The organism is Pseudomonas baltica, from assembly GCF_031880315.1.
In the GTDB taxonomy this organism is placed as follows: domain Bacteria; phylum Pseudomonadota; class Gammaproteobacteria; order Pseudomonadales; family Pseudomonadaceae; genus Aquipseudomonas.
Genome location: NZ_CP134771.1, coordinates 2,002,761 through 2,019,567, shown reverse-complemented (window position 1 = coordinate 2,019,567; position 16,807 = coordinate 2,002,761). Strand labels below are relative to the sequence as shown.

Genomic DNA, 16,807 nt, shown 5'->3' with positions numbered 1-16,807 from the left:
CGCGAGCGCTGTGGGATCGGGCAGGCACCGGTCCCACAGTAGTGGCAGCGATCAGCGGCTCTGGATGAACGCGCGGATCCGCTGCGCCGCCTCGACGCATTCGGCCAGCGGTGCGACCAACGCCAGGCGCACGCGACCGGCGCCGGGGTTGAGGCCATCGACGTCGCGGCTCAGATACGAGCCCGGCACTACGGTCACATGCTGCTCTTCGAACAGCGCGCGGGTGAACTCGGCGTCATCCCCCTCGACTTTCGGCCACAGGTAGAAGCTGCCGTCCGGGCGTTGCACATCCATGACCGGGGCGAGGATGTCGAGCACCGCATCGAACTTCTCGCGATACAGGTCGCGGTTGGCTCGCACGTGGGCTTCGTCGTTCCAGGCAGCGACGCTGGCCAGCTGGGTTTGCACCGGCATCGCGCAACCGTGGTAGGTGCGGTACAGCAGGAAGGCCTTGAGGATCTCGGCATCACCGGCCACGAAACCCGAGCGCAGCCCTGGCAGGTTGGAGCGCTTGGACAGGCTATGAAACACCACGCAACGCTTGAAATCGCTGCGGCCCAGCTCCGCGCAGGCGGTCAGCAGGCCCGGGGGGGGCGATTGCTCGTCGAAGTACAGCTCGCTGTAGCACTCGTCGGCCGCGATCACGAAGTCGTACTGGTCGGCCAGAGCGATCAGTTTTTTCAAGGTTTGCAGCGGGATCAATGCGCCCGTCGGGTTGCCGGGCGAGCACAGGAACAGGATCTGGCAGCGCTGCCAGGTCTCGGCCGACACGGCGTCGAAGTCCGGGTTGAAACCGTTGTCGTCCAGGCAGGGCAGGTAGTGCGGCTTGGCACCAGCCAGCAGCGCCGCGCCTTCATAGATCTGATAGAACGGGTTGGGGCTGATCACCAGACCGTCGTCGCTGCGCTGTACCACGGTCTGGGTGAACGCGAACAACGCTTCGCGGGTCCCGTTGACCGGCAGCACGTGGCGGGCCGGATCGATCCAGCCCGGCGGCACGCCGAAGCGTCGCTCGCACCAGTGGCCGATTGCCTCGCGCAGAGCCGGGACGCCCAGAGTGGTCGGGTACACCGACATCTTGTCCAGGTTGTCTGTCAGCGCCTGGGCCACAAAGGCTGGCGACGCGTGCTTGGGTTCGCCGATCGACAAAGCGATCGGGCGCTTGTCGGCAGCCGGTTGCACGCCACCGAGCAGGGCTCGCAGTTTTTCGAACGGGTAGGGCTGCAGCTGGTTGAGGGCGTTGTTCATCGATCGGGTCTCGTTAAATGCTCATTCGCGTGGGGTCGATACCGTTGACCTTCAGATGGTCGACGATCGACTCCTGCAGGCGGCTGCACAGCTGCGGGTCGGATAGCGGCTGGTTGCTCGCGTCGGTAATAAAGAACACGTCTTCGACGCGCTCGCCCAAGGTGGCAATCTTGGCGTTTTGCAGCGACAGGTCGAACTCCAGGAAGATCTTGCCGATGCGCGCCAGCAAGCCAGGGCGATCCGGTGCGCTGAGTTCCAGCACTGTCACCGGGCGCCCGGCGTCATTGCTGATGGTCACTTGCGGCTCGAAGGCGAAGTGCTTGAGCTGGCGCGGCACTCGGCGCTGGATGATGTTCGGGTAGTCGTCCGGGTTGCGCAGGGCTTCAGTCAGACCATCGCGAATCTGTTGTATACGGGCAGGATTGTCGCCGATCGAGCCGCCATCGGTATCGAGCACTATGTAGGTGTCGAGGGTGAACTGGCTGCTCGAGGTGATGATGCGCGCGTCATGGATGTTGAGGTTGAGCTGGTCCATGGCGGCCACGGTCACGGCGAAGAAGTCATGCTGATCGGGCGCGTAGATGAAGATCTGCGTGCCGCCCTCGAACTCGCGCTGGGTAGTTTCCTTGATCAGCACCAGCGGCTCGGCGTGGGCCGGTTGCTGCAGGATCGCGTCGCTGTGCCAGGCCACGTCGCCAGCGGTGTGACGCAAGAAGTAGTCATCGCCCAACTGCGACCAGAGCTGCTCCACTTCGTCGGGATCGGTGCCGGCGCGCACGAGGATATCCAGGGCTGCGCTTTGCGTCTGGCGAATCTGTTCTTCGCGGTCCAGCGGGTTCTCCAGGCCGCGGCGCAGGGCGCGCTTGGTCTCGGTATAGAGCTGACGCAGCAGGCTGGCCCGCCACGAGTTCCACAGGCTCGGGTTGGTGGCGTTGATGTCGGCCACGGTGAGCACATACAGATAGTCGAGGTGGACATCGTCGCCCACCAGGTTGGCAAAGTCGTGGATCACCTGCGGGTCGGAGAGATCCTTGCGCTGCGCGGTGGTCGACATCACCAGGTGGTTCTGCACCAGCCAGACGATCAGGCGGCTGTCCCACGCCGGTAGTTGATGGCGCTGGCAGAACGCCTCGGCATCCACCGCACCGAGTTCGGAGTGATCACCGTTACGCCCCTTGCCGATGTCGTGATACAGCCCGGCCAGGTAGATCAGCTCGGGCTTGGGCAGTTTGCACATGATCTTGCTGGCTAACGGGAATTTCTCGGACACCTGGGTGTACTGCAGTTTGCGCAGATGCTTGATGAGATTGAGGGTGTGAGCGTCGACCGTATAGATATGAAACAGGTCGTGCTGCATCTGGCCGATGATATGGCCGAACTCCGGCAGGTAGCGGCCCAGAATGCCGTAACGGTTCATGCGACGCAGGTTGCGGTGGATGCCGATCTCGCACTTGAACAGCTCGATGAACAGGCTGGTGTTGCGGATATCGTGGCGGAAACTGTCATCGATCAGGTGGCGATGTTCGCGAATCAGGCGAATAGTGTCGGCCCGTACGCCCTTGATCTCAGGGGTCTGCGCCATCAGCACGAAAATTTCGAGCATGGCGAACGGGGTGCGCTTGAACACGTTGGCGTGGGTCGCCTCGATATAGCCGTCGTGCAGCTGAAAGCGCGAGTTGATCGGCTGTACGGCGCAGCAATCGTCTTCCGCGAGGATCACTTCCTCGAAATGCTGGATGATCAGGTCGCTGAGCTCGGCGATGCTCATCACTACCCGGTAATACTGCTGCATGAAGCGCTCGATGGCCTTCTTCGCGTCGGTGTCCTTGAAGCCCAGCAGCTCGGCGATGTGGCGCTGATAGTCGAACAGCAAGCGATCTTCGGAGCGACCGGCAAGCATGTGCAGGGCGTAGCGAACCTTCCAGAGAAACTCCTGAGAGGCGGCCAGCAGGTTGTTCTCGCTTTCGACGAGAAAGCCTTCACCGGCCAGTGCGTGCAGGTTGAGCGTGCCGTACTGACGACGGGCCATCCAGAGGATAGTCTGGATATCGCGCAGGCCGCCTGGAGAGCCTTTGACGTTCGGCTCCAGGTTGTATTCGGTGTCGAAGTACTTGTGGTGGCGGGTCTTCTGCTCGGCACGCTTGGCCAGGAAGAAGTCCTTGCTGGGCCACATGTGGGCGGTGCTGGTGACCTCGATCATGCGCTTGCGCAGGCTTTCGGGGCCATCGATGGTGCGGCTTTCCATCAGGTTGGTGATGACGGTGAGGTCGGCCAGTGCCTCTTGGGCGCATTCGTTGACCGAGCGCACGCTCTGGCCGACTTCCAGGCCGATGTCCCAGAGCAGGGTGAGGAAGCGCTCGATGGAATCGCGGAAGACTTCCTGATCTTCGCTGTCGAGCAGGATCAGCAGGTCGATGTCGGAATAGGGGTGCAGTTCACCACGGCCATAGCCGCCGACGGCGAGCAGGGCGATGTCGGCCTCTTCGCTCCAGTCGAACTGCTGCCAGGCTTGTTGCAGGATGTTATCGACGAACCAGGCGCGGTCTTCGATCAGGCGACGAATGTCGCGACCGCTGCGAAAGCGCGCGTCGAGCACGTCGCGGGCCTGGCGGATGGCTTTCTTGAACGCTGCGATCGGGCTCGACTTGAGCGCGAGTTCGGCCTGGAACTGACCGCGATCGAACAACTCCGGATCCACCTGGGGCATCGAATGGCATTCCTCGAATATCAATGGCACCACGGGCCCCTGTGGGGGGGGGGGGGGCGCTGCCAGCCAAGCTTTAGCTTTCAAAGGCTTCGCTGGTGCAGGCCGCTCCCACAGGGATGTCAGTAGGCTTGAACTGTGGGATCAGGCCGAACGGGCGATGGTTTCATCGCTGCGCAGGGTCAGGATTTCGTAACCGGTCGCTGTCACCAGAATGGTGTGCTCCCACTGCGCCGACAACTTGCGATCCTTGGTGATCGCCGTCCAGCCGTCGCCCAGCACCTTGGTATCGGCCTTGCCCTGGTTGATCATCGGCTCGATGGTGAAGATCATGCCTTCCAGTAGCTCCATGCCGGTGCCGGCCCGGCCGTAGTGCAGCACTTGCGGCTCCTCATGGAACACCTTGCCGATGCCGTGGCCGCAAAATTCGCGCACCACCGAAAAACCATTTTTTTCTGCGTGCTTCTGGATCACTTCGCCGATGTCACCCAGGCGGCAGCCCGGCTTGACCAGCTCGATGGCCTTATACATGCATTCCTGAGTGATCTGCGACAGGCGCTCGGCCCACACGGGCACGGTGCCGACGTGGAACATCGCGCTGGTGTCGCCGTGGTAGCCGTCCTTGATCACAGTGACGTCGATGTTAAGCACATCGCCGTCCTTGAGCGGCTTTTCATTCGGGATGCCGTGGCACACCACGTGATTGATCGAGGTGCAGATCGACTTCGGAAAACCTTTATAGTTGAGCGGCGCGGGGATGGCCTTCTGCTCGTTGACTATATAGTCGTGGCAGAGGCGATCGAGCGCTTCGGTAGTCACGCCAGCTTTGACATGTGGGCGGATCATTTCCAGCACGTCGGCAGCCAGACGGCCGGCGATGCGCATTTTCTCGATGTCTTCAAACGATTTGATCGTGACAGTCATTACAGGCTCTCTCGGTGCGCGACGGCGCTTGTAAACTTGGGGCTAGAGGGCGATTCTACCAGAGGTCACGGCAATTCTCCCGTGACCGGCCGACGCCGCTCGTTCCACCCTCTATATAAGGAGGTAAACAGGCGCTCATTGTCGCGCGATTGCGCCAATGGTGCAAAAGCCTGCTCGGCATCGTTTTTCGGGTTTATCCGGATCCGATTGTATGGTATAAAGTGCGCCGCTTTCAGGGGTTGACCCTGTTCGCGAACAAACCCACACACGTGTCGACACGATGACCTGGGTGCCTCAGCTGATGCTGCGGGTTGGTCATTGGGATACGTGGAGGCCTAACCCGACTTATCAAGGAACTATCATGTCCCAAGTCAATATGCGCGATATGCTGAAGGCCGGTGTGCACTTCGGTCACCAAACCCGTTACTGGAATCCGAAAATGGGTAAGTACATTTTCGGCGCGCGTAACAAGATCCACATCATCAACCTTGAAAAAACCCTACCAATGTTCAACGAAGCTCTGACTTTCGTTGAGCGCCTGGCTCAGGGCAAAAACAAGATCCTGTTCGTCGGCACCAAGCGTTCGGCTGGCAAGATCGTTGCTGAAGAAGCAGCACGTTGCGGTTCGCCGTACGTCGACCACCGCTGGTTGGGCGGCATGCTGACCAACTTCAAAACCATTCGTGCTTCCATCAAGCGTCTGCGTGACCTTGAAGTGCAAGCCGAAGACGGTACTTTCGCCAAGCTGACCAAGAAAGAAGCGCTGATGCGCACTCGCGATCTTGAGAAGCTCGATCGTTCCCTGGGTGGTATCAAGGACATGGGCGGTCTGCCAGACGCTCTGTTCGTAATCGACGTTGATCACGAGCGCATCGCGATCACCGAAGCCAACAAGCTGGGCATCCCGGTCATCGGCATCGTCGATACCAACAGCAGCCCTGAAGGCGTTGACTACATCATCCCTGGTAACGACGACGCCATTCGCGCCATCCAGCTGTACATGGGCGCAATGGCTGACGCTGTTGTCCGTGGCCGCAACCACGTCGCTGGCGGTACTGAAGAGTACGTCCAGGACGCTCCTGCTGCAGCGGTAGAAGGCTGAGTCGTTAACGCCAAGCGTTGACTCAGTACGCAAAAAGGGGGCTAGGCCCCCTTTTTGCCACCTCCAGAACGTACTGGCAGGTTGATTGCGCTGACACTGTTGCAAAACCGTCACGCCGCCGCTGGTACCGTTCGACGAATTGAGCGCCCGACTCATCGGGTGGAATGGTTGAAAACCTATCCAAAGAGGATTTTGAAATGGCAGAGATTACTGCAGCGTTGGTCAAAGAACTGCGCGAGCGCACCGGCGAAGGCATGATGGACTGCAAGAAGGCCCTGACCAAGGCCGGCGGCGACATCGAAAAAGCCATCGACGACATGCGTGCTTCGGGCGCCATCAAGGCTGCCAAGAAAGCTGGCAACGTTGCCGCTGAAGGCGCTATCGCTATCAAGGAAGACGGCAAGGCTGCCGTTATCCTCGAAGTCAACTCGCAGACCGACTTCCTGGCCCTGCAAGACGACTTCAAGAGCTTCGTCGCTGCCAGCGTCGAGAAAGCTTTCGCTGACAAACTGACTGACGTTGCTCCGCTGATCGCTGCTCAAGAAGCCGATCGTCTGGTGCTGGTCGGTAAAGTAGGCGAGAACGTCAATATCCGTCGCCTGACTCGCATCGAAGGCGACGTTGTGGGTGCCTACCTGCACGGCAACAAGATCGGCGTTGTGGTTGCCCTTAAAGGCGGCAACGTTGAGCTGGCCAAGGACATCGCTATGCACGTAGCGGCCAGCAACCCTGAATTCCTGCTGCCATCGGAAGTTTCGGCTGAAGCCATCGAACGCGAAAAAGCCGTGTTCCTGAGCCTCAACGAAGAGAAAATCAAAGGCAAGCCTGATAACATCGTTGAAAACATGGTCAAAGGCCGTATCAGCAAGTTCCTCGCTGAGGCGTCCCTGGTCGAGCAGGCGTTCGTCAAGAACCCTGAAGTCAAGGTCGGCGAACTGGCCAAGAAAGCCGGTGCTGAAATCGTTTCCTTCACCTACTTCAAGGTAGGTGATGGCATCGAGAAGCCGGTCGACGACTTCGCTGCAGAAGTTGCGGCTCAAGTGGCTGCCAGCAAGCAGTAAGGCTTAGTTACATTTGTCGCCCCGAAGAGGCTGCCCGCTTACGCGCGCAGCCTCTTTTTCAAGGCGCGAAACAGTTTGGAACGGTTTTCCTGTCCGCAAGGCCGGGAGCCGATGGCGCTGAAATGGCGCCCAGCTAGAGTAGTTAGCGCTGGCCTGTCATGGGTCCGCAAAGAATTTTCACAATGCCGCAGGAGAAACTCGCAATGGCTCAGCAGGTGAGTGGTCGTCAACCTCGCTATAAACGCATCTTGCTCAAACTGAGTGGCGAGGCCCTGATGGGCTCGGAAGAGTTCGGCATCGATCCGAAAGTACTGGATCGCATGGCCCTGGAAGTAGGGCAGTTGGTAGGTATCGGTGTTCAGGTCGGTCTGGTGATCGGCGGCGGCAACCTGTTTCGTGGTGCGGCGCTCAGTGCAGCCGGCATGGATCGGGTCACGGGCGACCATATGGGCATGCTGGCCACGGTCATGAACGCCTTGGCCATGCGCGATGCGTTGGAGCGCTCGAACATTCCTGCCATCGTCATGTCCGCCATTACCATGGTCGGTGTGACCGATCACTACGACCGCCGCAAGGCTGACCGCCTGCTCAAGTCGGGCGATGTGGTGATCTTTGCTGCTGGTACCGGCAACCCCTTCTTCACCACCGACTCGGCCGCTTGCCTGCGGGCCATCGAAATCGGCGCCGATGTGGTGTTGAAAGCGACCAAGGTCGATGGTGTGTACACTGCCGATCCATTCAAGGATCCGCATGCTGAGAAATTTGACCGCCTGACGTACGATGAAGTACTGGATCGCAAGCTGGGCGTGATGGACCTGACGGCCATCTGCCTGTGCCGCGATCACAATATGCCGTTGCGGGTATTCAACATGAACAAGCCCGGCGCCTTGCTGAACATAGTAGTGGGCGGCGCTGAAGGAACTCTGATCGAGGAAGGCGACAAATGATCAACGAAATCAAGAAAGACGCGCAAGAGCGCATGCACAAGTCCCTGGAGTCTCTGAGCCATGCGTTTGGCCAGATTCGTACCGGCAAGGCTCACCCAAGCATTCTGGGCAGCGTAATGGTGCCGTACTACGGTACTGATACCTCCATTACCCAAGTGGCCAACATCACGGTCAAGGATGCGCGCACCCTGCAAGTGGTTGCCTTTGAGCGCAACATGCTCGGCGCCGTCGACAAGGCGATCCAGAGCGCCGGTCTGAACCTCAATCCGACCAACCTTGGCGAATTGCTGCTGATCTCCATGCCAGCCCTGACCGAAGAGACCCGCAAGGGCTTCACCAAGCAGGCACGCAGCGCCGCTGAAGATGCGCGTGTTGCCGTGCGCAATATTCGTCGTGATGCCTTGGGTGACCTGAAGAAACTGGTCAAGGACAAGGAAATCAGCGAAGACGAAGAGCGTCGTGCCGTCGCCGATATCGACAAGCTGACCAAAGACTCCGAGGCCCAGATCACCAAGGCCACGGAAGATAAAGAAAAGGACCTGATGGCCGTATAAGGGGTCAGGACGCCTTCATGGAAAAGACCAAGCAGGCTGTGCCGCTATCCTCGGTACCGCGACACGTCGCGATTATCATGGATGGTAATAACCGTTGGGCGAAAAAACGCCTGCTGCCCGGTGTCGCCGGGCACAAGGCAGGCGTGGACGCCGTCCGCGCGGTGATCGAAGTGTGTGCCGAGGCCAAGGTCGAGGTGCTGACCCTGTTCGCGTTCTCCAGTGAGAATTGGCAGCGCCCGGCCGAAGAGGTCGGGGCCTTGATGGAGCTGTTTTTCACCGCCCTGCGTCGTGAGGCGCGGCGGTTGAACGACAACCGTATCAGCTTGCGCATCATTGGCGATCGCTCGCGGTTCCATCCGGAACTGCAGGCCGCCATGCGCGAGGCCGAGGCGCAGACGGCGGGGGAGGGGCGTTTCATCCTGCAGATCGCTGCCAATTACGGTGGTCAGTGGGATATCGCTCAGGCTGCGCAGCGGCTGGCGCGTGAAGTTCAGGGTGGTCATCTGCAGCCTGAGGACATCACCCCGCAACTGTTGCAGACCTGCCTGGCGACGGGCGATCTGCCGTTGCCGGACCTGTGCATTCGCACCGGTGGCGAGCATCGCATCAGTAACTTTCTGTTGTGGCAGCTGGCATACGCCGAGCTGTATTTCTCCGACCTGTTCTGGCCGGACTTCAAACACGAGGCCATGCGCACTGCGTTGGCCGATTTCGCTTCTCGTCAGCGTCGTTTCGGTAGAACGGGCGATCAGGTCGAGGCTGGGGCCCGGGTTTAATGCTTAAACAACGAATCATCACTGCCTTGATTCTGCTGCCGATCGCCTTGTGCGGTTTTTTCCTGCTCGACGGCGGGAAATTCTCACTGTTCATCGGCGTAGTGGTCACTCTGGGTGCATGGGAGTGGGCTCGCCTCGCCGGTTTCGAAGGGCAGGGTGCTCGCTGCGTTTTCGCTGCGGTAGTCGCCGTCCTGTTGACGATCCTGCATCACGCGCCGGTACTGGCGCCCTGGGTGCTGGCGGCAGCGGTGGCATGGTGGGCGCTGGCCACGCGGCTGGTGCTGACCTATCCGACTTCCGCCGAGCACTGGAAGGGTAGCGTGCGCCGCCTGGTGATCGGGTTGTTGGTGCTGCTGCCTGCCTGGCAGGGGCTGGTTTATATCAAGGCGCTGCCGCTTGGCAACTGGTTGATTCTGGCGGTCATGGTGCTGGTCTGGGGCGCCGATGTGGGCGCCTATTTCACAGGGCGTGCCTTCGGCAAGCGCAAGCTTGCCCCTCAGGTCAGCCCTGGCAAAAGTTGGGAAGGCGTGTATGGCGGCCTGGCCGTGTGCCTGCTGGTGACCCTGGTGGTCGGCCTGACTTACCATTTCACCGCTCGGCAGTTGCTCGGGGCGCTGGTGGCGGCGGCCATCGTGGTGTTCATTTCAGTGGTCGGCGATCTGACCGAAAGCATGTTCAAGCGTCGCGCGGGTATCAAGGACAGCAGTAATCTGCTGCCGGGTCACGGCGGCGTGCTGGATCGCATCGACAGCCTTACCGCGGCCATTCCGGTGTTCGCGGTACTGTTGTGGATTGCCGGTTGGGGCATCCAGTGAGCCAGCCACAACTGATTACAGTACTGGGTGCCACCGGGTCTATCGGTCTGAGTACCCTGGACGTCATTGCTCGACACCCGCAGCGTTACCAGGTGTTCGCCTTGAGTGGATACTCGCGCCTGGCGCAGCTGTTGGCATTGTGCCTGCGTCATGCGCCGCGCTTTGCCGTGGTGCCTGACGAAAACGCTGCGGTCACGCTGCGTGAGGGCTTGCGGGCGGCGGGGTCGAGCACTGAGGTACTGGTCGGCGAGCAGGCGCTGTGCGGTGTGTCCGAGGCCGGTGAGGTCGATGCGGTAATGGCCGCGATCGTCGGTGCAGCAGGGTTGCGCCCGACCCTGGCCGCGGTCAAGGCGGGCAAGAAGGTGCTGTTGGCCAACAAGGAGGCCCTGGTCATGTCCGGGGCCTTGTTCATGCAGGCGGTCCGCACGAGCGGTGCGGTGCTGCTGCCTATCGATAGCGAACACAATGCAATCTTCCAGTGTTTGCCGTCGCATTACGGGCAGGGGCTGGCAAGCGTGGGTGTGCGACGTATCCTGCTGACGGCCTCGGGCGGGCCGTTTCGCTGCACGCCGCTGCCGGAGTTGCAGCAGGTCACTCCCGACCAGGCTTGTGCGCACCCTAACTGGTCGATGGGGCGCAAGATTTCCGTTGATTCCGCCAGCATGATGAACAAAGGCCTCGAATTGATCGAGGCCTGCTGGTTGTTCGATGCGCGTCCGGAGCAGGTCGAGGTCGTGGTGCACCCGCAAAGCGTCATTCATTCGCTGGTCGACTATGTCGATGGCTCGGTCCTGGCGCAATTGGGCAACCCCGACATGCGCACACCGATCGCCAATGCCCTGGCCTGGCCCGAGCGGATCGATTCGGGTGTGGCGCCGCTGGATTTGTTCGCTATCGCCCGGCTGGATTTCGAAGCGCCCGACGAAGTGCGTTTCCCGTGCCTGCGTCTGGCCCGCGAAGCGGCCCAGGCGGGTCAAAGCGCGCCGGCTCTGCTCAATGCCGCCAATGAGGTCGCCGTCGAGGCCTTTCTGCAGGGGCGCCTGCGCTACCCGCAGATAGCAAGCATGATCGAGGCCGTTCTGCAGCAGCAGCCGGTGGTCGCGCTGGATGATCTGGAGGCAGTATTCGAGGCCGATGGCAAAGCGCGCGAGCTGGCAGGTCAGTGGCTGGCACGTCATGGCCGTTGACGTTTCGATGACAATTTTAGTGATAGAGTGCCGGCCGGAATGCGGCTCTCCATTGCGGTGCGCGACTGACGGGAGACTCCTATGAGTGCGCTCTACATGATTGTTGGCACGCTGGTGGCGCTGGGCGTGCTGGTGACGTTTCACGAATTTGGCCATTTCTGGGTGGCCCGCCGCTGCGGCGTCAAGGTCCTGCGGTTTTCCGTAGGCTTCGGCATGCCGTTGCTGCGCTGGAGCGACAAGCAAGGCACTGAATACGTGGTGGCTGCCATTCCGCTGGGCGGCTACGTGAAGATGCTCGACGAGCGCGAGGGCGAGGTGCCCGCGCATCTGGTCGAGCAGTCGTTCAATCGCAAGAAGGTCGGTCAGCGCATCGCCATCGTTGCGGCTGGGCCGATCGCCAATTTCCTGTTGGCCTTGGTGTTCTTCTGGATTCTGGCGATGGTCGGCAGCCAGCAGGTGCGACCGGTCATCGGTAGCGTCGAGCCAGGCAGCATGGCGGCGCAGGCGGGCTTGAGCGCGGGCCAGGAAATTGTCGCAGTCGATGGCGAGGCGGTGCGCGGTTGGGCCGGGGTCAATCTCGAGCTGGTCAGGCGTCTGGGCGAGACCGGCTCGCTGCAGATCGGCGTACAGGACGAAGGCGCTTCGAATGCCGTCAGCCATACCGTCAAGCTCGACGGTTGGCTCAAAGGCTCCGATGAGCCCGATCCGATCAAGTCCCTGGGTATTCAGCCCTGGCGCCCGGTGGTCGAACCAGTGCTGGCGGAAATCGATCCAGAAGGGCCTGGCGCCGCCGCTGGTCTGAAGAGCGGGGACCGGCTGCTGACCCTTGATGGCGCAGCCATTACCGATTGGCAGTCGCTGGTGGATGCCGTTCGTCAGCGCCCGGATGCCAAGGTCGTGTTGCAGGTGCAGCGTGATGGCACCCAAATCGATGTGCCGGTGACCTTGGCGCATCGCGGTGAAGGCAAGGCCCTGGCAGGTTACCTCGGGGCGGGCGTCAAGGGCGGCGAATGGCCGCCAGGCATGCTGCGCGAGGTTCGTTACGGGCCGCTGGACGCGGTGGTCGAAGGCGCTCGACGGACCTGGACCATGAGTGTCCTGACCCTTGATTCACTGAAGAAAATGTTGTTCGGCGAGCTCTCGGTAAAAAACTTGAGTGGACCGATAACCATTGCTAAAGTGGCGGGCGCTTCAGCCCAGTCAGGCATGGGGGATTTCTTGAATTTCCTCGCCTACCTGAGCATTAGCCTGGGAGTTCTTAATTTGCTGCCCATCCCGGTACTGGATGGGGGGCATTTGCTGTTCTACCTGATCGAGTGGGTGCGTGGTCGCCCAGTCTCGGATCGGGTACAAGGTTGGGGGATCCAAATCGGTATCAGTTTGGTAGTCGGGGTGATGTTACTGGCCCTGATCAACGATTTGGGTCGACTGTAAAGCTTAGCTCAATTGCGAACCTGCCGCATAAGCGGCAGTTTGTTTATTGCCAGTTGGAATAAGAAAGGACTTCATGAAACGTCTGCTGCTAACTGCGGTTCTGTCCGTATTGATGATCGCCGAAGTTCACGCTGAGTCCTTCACCATCTCCGATATCCGTGTCAACGGCCTCCAGCGGGTATCCGCCGGTAGCGTGTTTGGCGCCTTGCCCCTGAACGTGGGCGAGACTGCGGATGATCGGCGTCTTGTGGAATCCACTCGTGCATTGTTCAAAACTGGATTCTTCCAGGACATCCAACTGGGGCGCGACGGTAACGTCCTGGTCATCAATGTCGTCGAGCGGCCATCGGTCGCGAGTATCGACATCGACGGCAACAAGGCCATCTCGACTGAAGACCTGATGAAAGGTCTCAAGCAGTCCGGCCTTGCCGAGGGTGAGATCTTCCAGCGCGCCACCCTTGAGGGTGTGCGTAACGAACTGCAGCGTCAATACGTCGCGCAGGGCCGCTATTCGGCTACGGTCGATACCGAGGTCGTGCCGGAGCCGCGTAACCGTGTGGGTCTGAAAATCAAGATCAACGAAGGTGCCGTAGCCGCCATTCAGCACATCAACGTGGTGGGCAACACGGTCTTCTCCGAAGAAGACCTGACCGACCTGTTCGAACTGAAGACTACCAACTGGCTGTCGTTCTTCAAGAACGACGACAAGTACGCTCGCGAAAAGCTGTCCGGTGACCTCGAGCGCCTGCGCTCGTACTACCTGGATCGCGGCTATATCAACATGGATATCGCTTCGACTCAGGTCTCGATCACACCAGACAAGAAGCACGTCTACATCACGGTCAACGTCACCGAAGGCGAGAAGTACACCGTCGGCGACGTCAAGCTCAATGGCGACCTGAAGGTACCTGAAGACCAGGTCCAGGCACTGTTGCTGGTCAAGAAAGGCCAGGTGTTCTCGCGCAAGGTCATGACCAACACCTCCGAGTTGATCACGCGCCGCCTGGGTAACGATGGCTATACCTTCGCCAACGTCAACGGCGTGCCGGTACCCCATGCCGATACCAAGACCGTCGATATCACTTTTGCCGTGGATCCTGGCAAGCGTGCCTACGTCAACCGCATCAACTATCGTGGCAACACCAAGTCCGATGACCAGGTGCTGCGTCGCGAGATGCGGCAGATGGAAGGTGGCTGGGCTTCGACCTACCTGATCGACCAGTCGAAGACGCGCCTCGAGCGTTTGGGCTTCTTCAAGGAAGTGAAGGTCGAGACGCCGCCGGTGCCGGGCACCGACGACCAGGTCGACGTCAACTATGACGTGGAAGAACAAGCCTCCGGTTCGATCACCGCCAGCGTCGGTTTTGCCCAGAGCGCCGGTCTGATCCTGGGTGGTTCGATCAGCCAGAACAACTTCCTGGGTACGGGTAACAAGGTCTCCATCGGCCTGACTCGCAGTGAATACCAGAGCCGTTACAACTTCAGCTACGTCAATCCGTACTTCACTCCGGATGGCGTGAGCCTGGGTTACAACGTGTTCTACCGCACCACCAACTACAAAGACCTCGATGTCGATATCGCCAGCTACTCGGTCGACAGCTTGGGCGGCGGTGTGAGCTTCGGTTACCCGATCAGTGAAACCTCGCGGTTGAACTTCGGCCTGACGGCTCAGCAGGACAAGATCAAGACCGGTACCTATACCGTTGACCAGATCTTCGACTTCATCGACAAGGAAGGCGACAGCTTCCTGAACTACAAGGCTTCGGTTGGCTGGTCGTCCTCGACCCTGAACAAAGGCACCTTGCCGACTCGTGGTGCGTCGCAAAGCCTGACCGGTGAAGTGACCATTCCGGGTAGCGACCTGTCGTTCTACAAGATCGACTATCGTGGCCAGTTGTTTGCGCCGATTACCGATAACTACACCGCGCGCTTCCACAGCGAATTGGGGTATGGCGGTGGGTATGGTTCGACCAGCGGTCTGCCGTTCTACGAGAACTACTACGCCGGTGGTTTCAACTCGGTACGTGGATTCAAGGACAGCACGTTGGGGCCGCGTAGTACCCCTAGTGACGGTACCCGCAATGGCACTACTAAAGATCCGGACCAAGATCCATTGGCCTTCGGTGGTAACGTCCAGATCACCGGCGGCGCCGAGATTCTGTTCCCGCTGCCATTCGTCAAGGACCAGCGCTCGCTGCGTACCTCGGTGTTCGTCGATGCCGGTAACGTGTTCAACACCAACTGCGATGCCAACTCCAAGGATTGCTCGGGTGTGGACTTCTCCAACATCGCCGTTTCGACCGGTGTGGGCGTGACCTGGGTCACCGCGCTGGGGCCGTTGAGCTTCGCGCTGGCGATGCCGGTCAAGAAACCGACCAATGCCGAAACCCAGATTTTCCAATTCTCCCTGGGCCAGACCTTCTAAGGTCTGCTCCACGGGGCAACAACCCGAATTCTGCAGGAGTTCATTGTGCGTAAGTTGACTCAACTAGTAGTACTGGCCGCCACTCTGGCTGCTTCTCTGGGGGCCACTCCGGCATTTGCCGACATGAAGATCGCCGTTCTGAACTATCAGATGGCGCTGCTGGAATCGGACGCTGCCAAGAAATACGCCGTGGATGCCGAGAAAAAATTCGGCCCGCAACTGACCAAGCTCAAGGCTCTGGAAAGCAGCGCCAAAGGCATCCAGGACAAACTGGTGAGCGGTGGCGACAAGATGGCCCAGGCTGATCGCGACAAGCTGGAGCTGGACTTCAAGCAAAAGGCCCGGGACTTCCAGTTCCAGTCCAAGGAGCTCAACGAAGCCAAGGCTGCCGCTGACCGCGACATGCTGCAACAACTCAAGCCCAAGCTGGATGGCGCCGTGGAAGCGGTCATCAAGCAAGGTGCCTTCGACCTGGTTCTCGAGCGTGGCGCTGTGATCGATGTCAAACCGCAATACGACATCACTCGCCAGGTGATCGAGCGCATGAATCAGTCGCGCTGATCATGACCGCCAACGTCACGCTCGGCGAGTTGGCCGAGATCCTGGGTGCCACGTTACGTGGCACCGCGGATAGAAAAATCACTGGGCTGGCCACTCTTCAGGAGGCCGGCCCAGCTCAGTTGAGCTTCCTGGCAAATCCCCAGTACCGCAAGTACCTGGCCGATACCCAGGCGGGCGCCGTACTGCTCAAGGCGGCGGACGCTGAAGCCTATGCTGGAGATGCCCTGCTGGTGCCGGATCCTTATCTGGCCTACGCGCGTATCTCGCATCTGTTCGATCCCAAGCCCAAGGCAGTGCCCGGTGTGCATCCGACAGCCGTAGTGTCCGACGATGCGATCGTCGACGCCACCGCCAGCGTTGGGCCTGGTGCCGTTATCGAAAGCGGCGCGATCATCGGCGCTGGCGTGACCATTGGTGCCCAATGCTTCATCGGTGCGCGCAGTGTGATTGGCGCTGGCGGTTGGCTGGCGCCGCGGGTGACCTTGTACCACGATGTACGCATCGGTCAACGCGTGGTGATCCAGTCGGGTGCAGTGCTCGGTGGCGAGGGCTTCGGCTTTGCCAACGAGAAAGGCGTGTGGCAGAAGATCGCCCAGATTGGTGGCGTTATCGTCGGCGATGATTGCGAGATCGGCGTCAATACCGCCATCGATCGCGGTGCGCTGGGGCCTACCGTGCTCGGCAATGGCGTCAAGCTCGACAACCAGATCATGATTGCCCACAACGTCCAGATCGGTGACCACACCGCGATGGCCGCCTGTGTCGGGATTTCCGGCAGCGCCAAGATCGGCAAGCACTGCATGCTGGCCGGTGGTGTGGGACTGGTGGGCCATATCGAAATCTGCGACAACGTTTTCGTGACCGGCATGACCATGGTGACTCGCTCGATCACCGAGCCAGGGTCCTATTCGTCAGGTACGGCCATGCAACCCGCCGCCGAATGGCGCAAGAGTGCTGCGCGTATTCGCCAGCTCGATGACATGTATCGCCGCCTGCAGCAGGTAGAAAAGCAGGTCCAGGCCGTGACCCAGGCCGACAAAGGATCATCAGAAGGCTGATACCATTTCCA

Annotated in this window: 14 protein-coding genes; 11 read left to right on the top strand and 3 right to left on the bottom strand. The window is 60.2% G+C overall.

From position 1 onward, the window contains the following. Positions 1–51: 51 nt before the first annotated feature. From dapC to map, 3 genes are all read right to left on the bottom strand, one after another. The gene (gene dapC / locus REH34_RS08845) at positions 52–1,248 is read right to left on the bottom strand and encodes a succinyldiaminopimelate transaminase (RefSeq protein WP_226504941.1); all 1,197 of its coding nucleotides are present in this window, start codon (positions 1,246–1,248) and stop codon (positions 52–54) included. Between the two features lie 13 nt (positions 1,249–1,261). After that, on the bottom strand, positions 1,262–3,955 hold the full coding sequence (locus REH34_RS08840; RefSeq protein ID WP_226504942.1) for a [protein-PII] uridylyltransferase: 2,694 nt from the start codon (positions 3,953–3,955) through the stop codon (positions 1,262–1,264). Positions 3,956–4,096: 141 nt separating this feature from the next. Further along, complete coding sequence (map, locus tag REH34_RS08835; protein WP_226504943.1) at positions 4,097–4,876, bottom strand: type I methionyl aminopeptidase; 780 nt, start codon at positions 4,874–4,876, stop codon at positions 4,097–4,099. A gap of 361 nt (positions 4,877–5,237) precedes the next feature. Here map and rpsB point away from each other — a divergent pair, with 361 nt between their 5' ends. The 11 genes from rpsB to lpxD all read left to right on the top strand — a co-directional run bounded on the left by rpsB (position 5,238) and on the right by lpxD (position 16,796). Further along, entirely contained in the window at positions 5,238–5,978 is a 741-nt protein-coding gene (gene rpsB, locus REH34_RS08830; RefSeq protein ID WP_226504944.1) for a 30S ribosomal protein S2, read from the top strand. A gap of 197 nt (positions 5,979–6,175) precedes the next feature. Continuing rightward, the gene (gene tsf / locus REH34_RS08825) at positions 6,176–7,039 is read left to right on the top strand and encodes a translation elongation factor Ts (protein WP_226504945.1); all 864 of its coding nucleotides are present in this window, start codon (positions 6,176–6,178) and stop codon (positions 7,037–7,039) included. 203 nt (positions 7,040–7,242) lie between these two features. Continuing rightward, positions 7,243–7,986, top strand: coding sequence for a UMP kinase (pyrH, locus tag REH34_RS08820; protein ID WP_226504946.1), 744 nt, complete (start codon positions 7,243–7,245; stop codon positions 7,984–7,986). Next, a complete protein-coding gene (gene frr, locus REH34_RS08815) occupies positions 7,983–8,540 on the top strand; it encodes a ribosome recycling factor (protein ID WP_226504947.1) in 558 nt (185 codons plus the stop codon). The genes pyrH and frr overlap by 4 nt, the downstream gene beginning before the upstream one ends. A gap of 17 nt (positions 8,541–8,557) precedes the next feature. Then, positions 8,558–9,316, top strand: a complete 759-nt coding sequence (gene uppS, locus REH34_RS08810) for a polyprenyl diphosphate synthase (RefSeq protein ID WP_226504948.1) — start codon at positions 8,558–8,560, stop codon at positions 9,314–9,316. Next, on the top strand, positions 9,316–10,131 hold the full coding sequence (locus tag REH34_RS08805) for a phosphatidate cytidylyltransferase (RefSeq protein WP_226504949.1): 816 nt from the start codon (positions 9,316–9,318) through the stop codon (positions 10,129–10,131). The genes uppS and REH34_RS08805 overlap by 1 nt, the downstream gene beginning before the upstream one ends. After that, positions 10,128–11,318, top strand: a complete 1,191-nt coding sequence (gene ispC, locus REH34_RS08800) for a 1-deoxy-D-xylulose-5-phosphate reductoisomerase (RefSeq protein ID WP_311971386.1) — start codon at positions 10,128–10,130, stop codon at positions 11,316–11,318. Before REH34_RS08805 ends, ispC begins: the two co-directional genes overlap by 4 nt. 81 nt (positions 11,319–11,399) lie before the next feature. Beyond that, complete coding sequence (gene rseP, locus REH34_RS08795; RefSeq protein WP_226504951.1) at positions 11,400–12,752, top strand: RIP metalloprotease RseP; 1,353 nt, start codon at positions 11,400–11,402, stop codon at positions 12,750–12,752. Positions 12,753–12,825: 73 nt separating this feature from the next. Continuing rightward, entirely contained in the window at positions 12,826–15,177 is a 2,352-nt protein-coding gene (bamA, locus tag REH34_RS08790) for an outer membrane protein assembly factor BamA (RefSeq protein WP_311971385.1), read from the top strand. 45 nt (positions 15,178–15,222) lie between these two features. After that, complete coding sequence (locus tag REH34_RS08785) at positions 15,223–15,738, top strand: OmpH family outer membrane protein (protein WP_226504953.1); 516 nt, start codon at positions 15,223–15,225, stop codon at positions 15,736–15,738. A 2-nt stretch (positions 15,739–15,740) separates the two neighbouring features. Then, positions 15,741–16,796 carry a UDP-3-O-(3-hydroxymyristoyl)glucosamine N-acyltransferase gene (gene lpxD / locus REH34_RS08780; RefSeq protein WP_409373267.1) on the top strand — a complete coding sequence of 352 codons (1,056 nt, stop codon included), beginning with the start codon at positions 15,741–15,743 and terminating at the stop codon, positions 16,794–16,796. Positions 16,797–16,807 lie beyond the last annotated feature (11 nt).